General features: G+C 49.4%; 1 protein-coding gene. It reads left to right on the forward strand.

Annotated elements, in window-relative coordinates; translation table 11 throughout:
* A partial coding sequence (locus ACO0LN_RS30260; protein WP_422980463.1) for an IS5 family transposase occupies positions 1 to 528 on the forward strand: 528 nt, incomplete at its 5' end.
* Positions 529 to 686 lie beyond the last annotated feature (158 nt).

The following is a 686-nucleotide window of genomic DNA, read 5'->3' on the forward strand; positions in this document are numbered from 1 at the left end:
ACCATTATTTCAGCACCTTCCTCCACCAAGAATAAAGAAGGCAAGCGCGATCCGGAAATGCGTCAAACTAAAAAAGGCAATCAATGGTACTTCGGCATGAAGGGGCACATAGGTGTGGACAGCAAGACCAAATTGATCCATACCGTAGTCGCCACCGGGGCCAATGTCCACGACAGCCAGGTATTGCCAGCCTTACTACATGGGCGCGAGACACGTTACTGGGGTGACTCCGCTTACACAGGCCAGAAACAAGCAGCACGCGGCAAAGCACCAGGGATAAAGGACTTTACCAACATCCGTGGCACACGCAGTCACAAGCTGACAGAAGAAGAGCGCCTGACCAATCGCCGCAAATCAAGCATACGTGCCAAGGTTGAACATGCCTTCTGCATCATCAAGCGCCTGTTTGGATTTACCAAGGTGAGATATCGCGGGTTACAGAAGAACGCACACCGCTTGTTTGTTACTTGTGCACTGGCGAACTTGTTCATGGTTCGCAGGCGTTTGGTGCGCATGCAAGGGGGATAGTGTGCCCAATGAGCGAGAAATCGCTCGAGAACTGAAGAAGTTGGGGATGCAACTCCCCAATTCTTGATGAAAATCATGTTCAGCAGCACGTTTTATGCTTTGACTGGAACATGATTTTGTAACGGATGGAAATTAGAACTTAATCAGACGTTCCTTAA

Source organism: Undibacterium sp. TC9W (genome assembly GCF_049339865.1).
Taxonomy (GTDB): Bacteria; Pseudomonadota; Gammaproteobacteria; order Burkholderiales; family Burkholderiaceae_D; genus Undibacterium.